The 10,296-nt window shown below is 34.6% G+C and carries 8 protein-coding genes; 6 read left to right on the top strand and 2 right to left on the bottom strand.

The window, feature by feature from the left end; all coding sequences use genetic code 11:
* The first annotated feature begins 39 nt into the window (after nt 1-39).
* The 4 genes from PI20285_RS08295 to PI20285_RS08280 all read left to right on the top strand — a co-directional run bounded on the left by PI20285_RS08295 (nt 40) and on the right by PI20285_RS08280 (nt 5,896).
* Nucleotides 40-855 (top strand): ABC transporter permease, encoded by an 816-nt coding sequence (locus PI20285_RS08295; RefSeq protein ID WP_046872457.1) that lies wholly within the window; start codon nt 40-42, stop codon nt 853-855.
* A gap of 21 nt (nt 856-876) precedes the next feature.
* Nucleotides 877-1,965: an ABC transporter ATP-binding protein gene (locus PI20285_RS08290; protein WP_057772733.1), complete on the top strand. Its 1,089-nt coding sequence runs from the start codon at nt 877-879 to the stop codon at nt 1,963-1,965.
* A gap of 22 nt (nt 1,966-1,987) precedes the next feature.
* Complete coding sequence (locus tag PI20285_RS08285) at nt 1,988-4,762, top strand: YfhO family protein (protein WP_057772735.1); 2,775 nt, start codon at nt 1,988-1,990, stop codon at nt 4,760-4,762.
* A gap of 99 nt (nt 4,763-4,861) precedes the next feature.
* Complete coding sequence (locus PI20285_RS08280; protein WP_046872460.1) at nt 4,862-5,896, top strand: acyltransferase family protein; 1,035 nt, start codon at nt 4,862-4,864, stop codon at nt 5,894-5,896.
* Between the two features lie 89 nt (nt 5,897-5,985).
* Here PI20285_RS08280 and PI20285_RS08275 read toward each other — a convergent pair whose 3' ends face one another.
* Nucleotides 5,986-6,729, bottom strand: a complete 744-nt coding sequence (locus tag PI20285_RS08275) for a DUF4811 domain-containing protein (protein ID WP_046870624.1) — start codon at nt 6,727-6,729, stop codon at nt 5,986-5,988.
* On the bottom strand, nt 6,729-8,207 hold the full coding sequence (locus PI20285_RS08270) for an MDR family MFS transporter (protein WP_046870623.1): 1,479 nt from the start codon (nt 8,205-8,207) through the stop codon (nt 6,729-6,731). The genes PI20285_RS08275 and PI20285_RS08270 overlap by 1 nt, the downstream gene beginning before the upstream one ends.
* Before the next feature lie 166 nt (nt 8,208-8,373).
* Here PI20285_RS08270 and PI20285_RS08265 point away from each other — a divergent pair, with 166 nt between their 5' ends.
* Complete coding sequence (locus tag PI20285_RS08265; protein ID WP_046870622.1) at nt 8,374-8,847, top strand: MerR family transcriptional regulator; 474 nt, start codon at nt 8,374-8,376, stop codon at nt 8,845-8,847.
* 58 nt (nt 8,848-8,905) lie between these two features.
* The gene (locus PI20285_RS08260; RefSeq protein ID WP_052694443.1) at nt 8,906-10,066 is read left to right on the top strand and encodes a hypothetical protein; all 1,161 of its coding nucleotides are present in this window, start codon (nt 8,906-8,908) and stop codon (nt 10,064-10,066) included.
* The last annotated feature ends 230 nt before the right edge of the window (nt 10,067-10,296 follow it).

Raw genomic sequence — 10,296 nt, 5'->3', positions numbered from 1 at the left:
GTGAAATAAGAAACGATTAAAGAATAAGGGGTTAGGATAATGCATACGATGTTTCAGATAATCTCTGAACAATTTTCCAATTTCAAAATTATTCAAAGAATGTCAAAATTTGATGATAAGGCAACTTATCAAAGTCACTATTTAGGATTAGCATGGGAATTCTTGAATCCGCTAATTCAAATCGGAATTTACTATTTAGTGTTTGGGGTTGCCTTGCGTCGTGGTGATCCAATGCCCGGTGTACCATATTTGCCTTGGATGGTCCTGGGAATTACACCTTGGTTGTATATGAATAAAACGGTTTTAGATGCTTCCAAAAGTGTCTATCAACAAGTTGGATTAGTTTCGAAAATGAAATTTCCAGTGAGCGTTTTACCTTCTATCAAGATTGTGGGTAATCTTGCCAGTTTTTGGACAATGCTTGCTTTTTCAATTTTCTTAATGTTTTGTAACCATATGATGCCAACGTTTTCTTGGATTCAATTTCTTTATTATTTTGTTTGTATGATTGCTTTGATGTACGCGTTAGGAATTTTCAATTCAACCGTTACCGTTTTAATTCGTGATTGGCAAATTACGTTGCAGTCTATTTTACGGATGCTATTTTATATGAGTGGGGTACTTTTTAACTTTGCAACATCTAATTTCCCTGCTATTTTAATTCGAATCCTTGAATTGAATCCTTTTTATTACATTATTAACGGAATGCGTGAATCGATGCTAAATCGTGGATGGGTTTGGCAAGAACCTAATCTGACAATTACAATAGTATTTTGGATGTTTGTGTTTATTGTAATGGCTGTTGGGACTTTCTTGCACAACAAGTTCCGTGCAAACTTCGTGGATTTGATTTAGATAGAATGGAGAAAATTTATAATGTCTGAAGACTATAAAATCAAATTGGAAAATGTTACTAAAGAGTATGATTTATATCAAAGCAAAAATGATAAATTAAAAACTTTTTTTAGCCTTAAAAAGCGTCATGAGGTTCCTCACTTTTGGTCTCTTAAAGGAATTAGTCTTGAGGTTCATCAGGGAGAAGCACTTGGAATTATTGGTGTTAATGGTTCAGGAAAATCAACAATATCCAACATTATTTCAGGAATTATACCGCAAACAACAGGATTTGTTGACGTTAAGGGTGATACCTCAATTGTAGCAATTAGTGCTGGTTTGAAATGGAGCTTAACTGGATTAGAGAACATTCGGCTTAAAGGATTGATGCAAGGCTTGACTTTCGAAGAAATCGCTGCTGTCCGGGAAGATATCATTGAGTTCGCTGATATCGGAGATTTTATTAATCAGCCGGTAAAGGACTATTCTTCAGGTATGCGCTCTCGTTTAGGGTTTGCGATTGCTGTTCATATTAATCCTGATATTTTAATTATTGATGAAGCTTTGTCAGTTGGTGACGATACTTTCTATCAAAAATGTTTGAAAAAGATTCAAGAATTTAAAAAAGAAGGAAAAACAATTGTCTTTGTAAGTCATTCCCTTAAACAGGTTGAAATGCTTTGTGATCGTGTAGCATGGATTCATTTTGGAGAGTTACGAGAAATTGGCGATACTAAGAAAAATGTAAATGACTATCGCAAGTTTTCTTCAGATTTTAAAAAAGTAACATCAGCAGAACGCAGTAAATATCAAAAAGATAAAAAACAATTACAATTAGATTTTGATATTGATGCTTATGAAAAGTCAATAGTACAAAAAGAGCAAGAAGATCATGGTACTAGTGAGCATGAGGCTGCACGCAAAGTTCATAAAAACTTTTATTCAGAAGTTTTACCGACTAAGATGACCACTCTAACCAAGTGGCTGATTGGTGTTGCTGCTGTTATAATGGTGTTCTTTGCTCTTGTGACTGTTTCAGGTCATTCCATTACAAAGAGTATTTCTGATCCTAGTGTACTTATGCATCCAACTTACACAAAGACTCAGAACAAGGCGCAACAATTTAAATAGATTAGTTTCTTGGAGGTAAAAGATGCATTCTGAAGATAGAAGAGCCAAAAAGGGAATTTTTTGGAAATATACATTAGTTTTTCTAATCATTATCGGATTGACTTATGGAATTTTCTATTTTTTGGGTCTTTCTTTACTCTCAAATCATGACGTCATTCAACAACATGTGCCAATAAATTACGAACTTCACAAATTACTTTTACGTTTTTTTAAGGATCCCTTACACCCTCAATATTGGTCTTGGAAAATTGGTCTTGGGGGAGATATAATTCAGCACTTCGGATTTTATGTTATGGGGGATCCGTTTGCATACATAACCGCGTTATTTCCGACTAGATTTTTTGTGAAAGGCTTTCAGATAGTTAGTCTTTTGAGGTTGTATTTTGTTGGTCTGAGTTTTCTTATTATTTCATGGAAAATGGGACATCGAAAACTTGTGAGCACTCTGGCAGGCACAATTTGCTATATATCTAGTGGATTTGCTTTGTTTTCGGTAACATATCAGCCTTTCTTTCTGAATATATTAATATTATTACCAATATTTGTTTACAGTATTAATCTTTTGTTTTTTAGCAAACAAATTATGCCTTTTGCTTTAACTGTCATGCTCATACTATTAAATAATCTGTATTTTGCATATATGTTTGTTACTGGAGGACTTCTATATGTAATACTGCTTTATGCAATAAATTTCCAAAAAATAAAAAAAGAATCGTTTACAATTCTTGCTAGATTTAGTGGTGCGTCCATACTGGGCGTAGGTTTATCGGCGTGGCTGGTTATCCCTGAATTGATTGGTATGTTAAATTCCGGAAGATCCGAGGGTATATCTGGAATTTTTAAACTCATAAAATATCCTTTGAGCTATTATTTAAATTTGCCGAGTTTGCTTATTGGTGGGAATAAATTTAACTTATTTTGGCTCACTTCAATAGGGAGCTCATTAGTTTTCATTGCAATAGTTCATGTTATCTTTAACTACAGGAAATATAGAGAACTCGTATATATTTATATAGCTGCTACAGTAATGCTCTTATTACCGGTGTTCGCTTCAATATTTAATGGATTTTCGCTTCCGTCAAATCGTTGGACCTTCCTATTAACATTTCCGTTTGCATTATCAGTTGTATTTTTTATCGACGATTTATCAAAAATTAGTGATAAAGAAAAGAAACTTTGGTTCTATTCATGTGTGATAGTTTCTTTTTATGTTGCGTTAGTGGATTCAATACTTGGAACTGCGACAGCAGATATTTTGTCATTGGCATTTTTATTTGTTCTTTTGTTAATACTCTTGATGAAAAATCATATTGGAAAAAAATGGTCGAGAATATTCATCCTTGTTGTTATGCTTAATTCGATTATTTGGATATCTTTTAGTTTTTACCCCAGAGGAAGAAATCTAAGCAGAGAATTATTACCATTTAGACAGGCTAAAATGTCTATAAGAAATCCATTCTATAATAATCAAAAAAATGTAAAAACTAATACTAGGGTGATGTCGGCGATTGGCGTGAAATCACCAATTTCTGTAATTTCGCAAAATGCCTCTCTTGTCTCTCCATACAGCTATATTAACTCTTATTATTCAATTCAGAGCAAAAGCTTGACTAATTTTGGATCTGATATGCAAATACTTAATGGTACTAACTTAGTTCCATTGACTCATTTGGATAGTCGAAGTACTTTATTAAGATATTTGGGCGTTCAATATTATATAAATAATTCTCCAAATTATGCAATTAACGGGTATGAACAAAAGGCAACTTTTTATCAAAAAAATATATATTTTCACAAATCTATTTCGTCTTTACCGATAGCTTTTTGGCAGTCAAATTTGCAAGATATGCATTCCTATAATAAAGAATTACCTTCTGTAAAAGAAGCTGGGTTAGCGTACACAGCAGCTGTGAATGATCCTGCTGATTTGAAGCATGGATCGATCTCAAATAATGGTGGAACAGTATTACACCAATTTGGAACCGCCAAAAGAAAAAGCAAGGTAGTTTCCTTTTCCAAAAATAAAACCAATGTTATATCGTATAATACAAATAAGAGTAATACTAGTTTGAAATTAAGATTGCCTAAAGGCTTGTTGCAACAGCAAAATGAATTGCACTTGGATATTTCGAAGATAAGTTTTGAGCCTTATGAACCTGGGAAAAGATCAGTCCTAAAAAGATATCAAAACTTTGGAAATATCATTAACAATTCAAGTAGTGACAGGAATACCTGGTCCATGTTGTTCTCAATGAATAACAAAAGAGAGAGATTAGCGCAGCCGGGTTTTAATGATCCTGGAGGATTAAGCTTTTATAAAAAAATAACTACCGGTGTTGTGAATATGGGTGGCGTTCAAAACAAAAACGATTATATTACTCTCCGTTTTGAAAAACCCGGTAAGTACAAATTCCGCATTAAAATGATTCAACTTGATGCCCATTCACTCACAAAGAAGTTTTCTAAGTTAACAAAATCAAATAAAAAGGTTAGCTACTTTAACAATGGTTTAAATACTAGAATTAAAACAAAAAGCAGTGGCATAATTGAAACTACAATTCCATACTCTAAAGGTTGGAAAGCGACTATTGATAAGAAAAATGCAAAAATTATTAAAGTGAATAATGCATTTATAGGAGTTGTTCCAAATAAGCACAAAAATGTAGTGAATCTGAAATTAGTTTATAGAACACCTGGTAAATTAATTGGAGCGTTTATCACGGCTTTATTTATTCTAATGATATTTGTGTACTTTCTTTTGAAGAGGAAAGCTGTAGTAGATCCCCCCCAAAAATAATTCAATCGATATGAATGCTGAGTGATATACTGGAACAGACGCTTGTTGACGTCTGTTTTTTTATGTTATCAAAATAATAACAAGGAGTTTTTACTATATATGAAACGAAATTCGAATATTGAACTTCTCCGTATTGTGTCTATTGTATTTATTTTGCTTTCCCATTTTTCACTTTGGAGCGAATGGGATACATCGCATCATGGACTTTTTAGCTATGCATTAACTATGATCTATCAGCCATTAGGAAAATTTGGAGCCTATGCGTTTGTGCTGATCACAAGTTACTTTTCGGTAAAAAAAAATATTGATCCAATTGAACACGAAAAAAAGCAATTAAAACATAGTTTTGTAACTATGCAAGAAGTTTGGTTTTACTCCATTCTGATTTTTGTCGTTACTTGGGCGTTAAATATAATGCAACCAAGCTTTGAAAATGTTATTAAAGCGTTATTCCCATTTATCAGTCAAGAGTATTGGTTTGTTACTGCCTACATAATGCTTGTATTATTAATTCCGTTTTTAAACATTGTATCGGTACAACTGGATTTTCGAGGGCATTTAGCTTTGCTATTTACATTACTGTTATTTGATACTTTATCCTTATTTCGAAACGGTACGATGTCGGATTATTTGGCTTCGTTCATAGTGGTATATTTTATCGGTACTTTTTTGCGTAAATATCAAGATAAACTAAAGCCGATTAAAACTTGGAGATTACATGCGACTATTATAATTATTTGGATACTTGAGATGTTATCAATGGTCATTCTCTATCATATGGGCTATGGTTCAAACAGTGTTCATTTCACCGATAAACTATTAGGCTTTGTTGGTGCCGCTGCTATTTTTCTTATTGTTTTACGTTCAAAAAAATTTTATAGCCCGATTATAAATAAAATAGCCAAAACAGTATTTTCAGCTTATCTGTTGACAGATAACCCCTTCATAAGACATTTCGTGTGGGATCATATCTTTCAGACTTATAAATTTCAAGATCAGTTTTGGGTACCACTATATGGGCTTGTCTGTATTGCGTTAGTTATTATAGTTGCTTTTATAGTTGATTCATTACGGGCTAAGCTTTTTCAGATCATCAAATTGCATTCTATTAGCAATTCAACGAATATCAAATAATTTTACTAGAAAAAGCCACTTGGTATCTCGAAACAACAAGTACGTTGTTCGAAACCACCAGGTGGCTTTTAAATGTTTTAAAGGTAATTTCACTTCTTAGCTTCAGCAATCATCTTAGCTGTTGCTTGTTTTTGATAGGCAGCCGTTGCTTTTTTAACAGTTGCCTGTTGTAGGGATTTTTGATCAGCCGCAGACATCTTTGGATTCTTCTTCATAGCTGCTGTGACTGTTTGTTTTACCTGAGCTCCAACATATTGCTTGCCTTCGTTTTTCATTTTTGCTTGATTCTCCTTGGCGAGTTTTTGAAGCTTTTTAGCTTGGGCACTACTTAAGGTCAACCAATCCTTGTTAATGTTAAAGGTATTGTGATGACGAATGAGCTTGTGACCATTACCAGCAATTCCAAACCAGAATCGATAGGCATCGTTCTTGTATTCCCAACGCGTCGTAGTTGTTTTAACTGTTGGGGTACCAGAAACGGTCTTAACTGTGTTGGTAGTATTGCTAGGATCTGGGTTAGTCGTAGTTGGTTTCTTTTGGCTCACGTTCTTTTTGTAAATATAAACTTTTTCTTTACCAGCTGTTCCAACTGGTTGATAAAGCAACATTTTCATTTCTTTAGAAGGGGAAACGGAAACGAGATCGCTTGTCTGTGTAGTATCAACCTTGTGCATCCCGTAATGTTCACGATCATTTCGAACCATGAAGACTGCACAAAGGATGATAATTACGGCAAAGATGGGACTTAAGATGTTTCTCCATGTGGCACTTGGAATATAAGCCATACTAATGAACAATAGGATGGCTGCAATAACAATACTATAAATTATCATTATTTGTCACCTCCATCAGCAGCTTCTGGTTTGATCGAGCGCGGGCTCCGACCACTAACAAAGAATGCTACAACTAGACCTAATACACAAAAGGCAATGGCGGCCCAGAAGGTAGCATGGTAACCACTTAGGGTTGCAGAAATGGCACTGTTCTTGTAAGCAAGTGGTTCGGATTTAAGCAATCCTTTTCCAGGCATATCAGATTTAGTTACGTTTGTTAAAATACTAATTAAAATTGCAGTTCCAACGGAAGAAGCAACCTGACGAATTGTGTTATTAACGGCAGTCCCAGTACTCATCATATTGAGTGGCAGAGCGTTCATACCAGCGGTTGTAACAGGCATCATTGTCATTGCAACTCCGAACATCCGGATTGTATACAAAACAATTAAATTAAGTACGGGCGTGGTCTTAGTAATAAAGGCAAACGGAAGTGTTCCGATTGTTAAGAGGAACATCCCGGTAATTGCCAAGCGCTTGGCACCAATTTTATCAAACACACGTCCCGTAATTGGGCTCATAACACCCATCATTAAAGCTCCGGGTAATAGGGTAAGGCCAGAGTCAAAAGCACTGTCGCCACGAACAATTTGGAGATAAAGTGGTAACACCATTTCAACACCAACCATGGCCATCATAGAAACAGAACTTAAAAGGGCAGAAATTGAAAATTCTGGAACTTTTAAAACACGGAGGTTCAAGAATGGATGTTCCATTGTTAATTGACGCCATCCGAAGAGGATAATAACAATTACACCGACAATTAAAGTGGTAATGACAGTAGGACTTTCCCAACCTTTGTCTCCAACACTTGAGAATCCATAGAGTAAACTACCGAATCCAAGGGTAGAAAGACCAGCAGATAACCAATCAAGCTTACTCTTCTTAGTTGGAAGAACACTCTTCATCAACCAAAAACCAGCGATGATAACGACAATGACAACTGGAATAATCATTCCAAATAACGTCCGCCATCTATAGTTATCAATAACCCATCCGGATAGGGTTGGTCCGATTGCTGGTGCAACACCAATTACTAAGCCAGCTAATCCCATGGCAGTACCACGTTTGTTTGCTGGGAAGATAGTGAGCATCAATGTCTGAAGTAATGGCATTGTAATTCCAACACCTAAAGCTTGAATCAATCGACCTGTTAACAAAGTCCCAAAGTTAGGGGCAATATAACATGTAATGGTACCTATTAAGAAGGTAGTCATTGCGCCTAAGTATAATTTCTTTGAATCTACACGTGAAGTTAGCCACGCACTAATTGGAATCATAATTCCGTTAACCATCATAAAACCAGTAGTTAACCATTGAACCGTTGAAGTATTAATATCAAAAGCCTTCATTAAAGTTGGAAATGCGGTAGTTAAAATTGTTTGATTTAATACCGTACAGAATGATCCAACTAAAAGGAGCACAATCAACCAAGTTCGGTTATATGGTTTTCCATTTTCATCTATTGCTGTTCCCATTTGTTAATTCTTCCTTTCATCTAAAAAATGTACGTTGAATAATATAGGTCATAAACTTATTTTTGTCAACTTATTTGACAACAGTGTAAATAAATATATAATGAATGTCAGGTAAGATTACAGAAATGAAAAGGAATTCAAAGCTAACATATAGGGAGTTATGAAGATGAGAATGGAAATTGATAAAGATTTTATAGGCCGCATGAAAAAAATTATGCAAAAAGATAATTTTTTGCTTGGAATTGGCGACATTGCGCGTGCTACTGGTGTTTCTCAACGTAAGTTACGTTATTGGGAGAAAAAAGGATATATTTCGCCTGATGATGGTATTGAGGAACGTAAGCATCGAAAATATTCATATTATACATTAGCGCAAGTAAGTATGATCGAATCTTATGTCAAAACAGGATTTACACTGAGTGCTGCGGTTGAAAAGACGAATCAGCATGATCAAGTTTCGCAAGCAATTCGAAAATTTATTTCAGATCGATTGACTGGGCTTGTTACGGTTGATAACGGATTTGAAATTGATTTGGGAGAAGTATGTGATGTGCCAAACAAACATTTATTTGCCATCCTTAAAGGAAATGAAGATACTAAGTTGGTTTTAAAGGATAACAATGTACCAGTCGAACAATAATTCCTTTTATTCAGTGCTATAATAAAAACGATTAATTAATATAAGGGGATTGATTGTTTTGAATGGAAAATTTGTTAAAAAGTTATTTATTTCAATGGCTACTGCGTTGACTTTACTTGGTAGTACTTCAGCAGTAATGGCGGCCACGTATACACAAAAGAGTAACGCATTGTCTTCATATAATTGTAGTAAGTTCAAGTATTTAAATAATTCTAACTATTTCTTGAAACAGAACTTTTCGTATTCAACGGCTTCAGGATACAATAATAATTCACATTTTCAGATGACACCTGACTCCATTAAGCATAATTCAAAAAAAAGCAATAAAGTTGTTGATTTTAAATCTAATTACTTTTTACCTGTGACTAAATGGAAAGGGTTAAGTTGGTCAAATCCACAAAGTATGGTAATGACAAGTGCAGATACGGCTTATGTCTTCAATACTAGCGGATCATATGGCTGGATTACTCGTTATAATCTGAAGGCGTTGCGGGCGTTAGGAGCTATGAAGTCTGGTACGATGGATATGATTCGGCGCGCAACATACTACAATGCAAATGCAAAAAAATATCCAGTTCAAAATAAAAATGCGACCTATAAAAAAGTTTTGGCAGCGATCAAAGTCGGTCCAAAGTTTAAAGGCTTTGGCCATGGCCAATCTTTGGCATTTAACCCCAAAGATCCTTCACATTTGTGGTTCTTGGGTACAAATACAAGTTCTGGCAATCACGTATCAACATATGCCAATGTCCAACAAGTTAAAATTAGTACATTAAAAGTGGATAAAAAAATCAATTTTCGCTTGAAGAGTAAATATAGTTACGTGGCTTCTGGTTTAAATTTGGCTTTTGACAAATATGGCAATGCCTACTTAGACTCTAAACAGGCTGGGTATGGTTTAAAGCTGTACAAAGGAAAGATTTACTCTAAATCTGTTAAATTTAGTTTAGTCATGCAAGGCCTGAAGTATGGTCCTGGTACACATACGCAATCACTTGCTTATAACAAGAAACGAAATCGATTGTACATGATTGCCGACGATAGTATTATTTCAGTGCCCGTTAGCAAGCTGGGTAAGCTAAAGAAGTCTGATGTTCAATCGACACAATTCACGGCTAAACGCGAATTTGAAGGGTTACAATTTACGAGTGATGGCAGTTCCTATCTATTAACTAATCGGGGTTACGAAATTCTTAAGGGTAGTATGAAATCCTTCTAGTAACTTAACTATTTAGTATTGTAGTGGCTTTCAATATTTATGGTGAATCCCATTACTTATTTAAAAAATTGTAGGTAATCTTTTAAGATTACTTATTTTTTTTATTAGAAATAGAAATCGGTTTCTGATTAACGGTTATGCCAATGTAAGTGCGGTTAAAAAGTTGAGGTTGATTTTTCCATTTTGATTTTGCATTAGTATTCCATATTTAACGACGAGGAAAAATTATT

This window comes from Pediococcus inopinatus, from assembly GCF_002982135.1.
GTDB classification, from domain to species: domain Bacteria; phylum Bacillota; class Bacilli; order Lactobacillales; family Lactobacillaceae; genus Pediococcus; species Pediococcus inopinatus.
The sequence above is the reverse complement of the archived record's forward strand: the minus strand, read 5'-3'. Positions and strand labels throughout refer to the sequence as shown.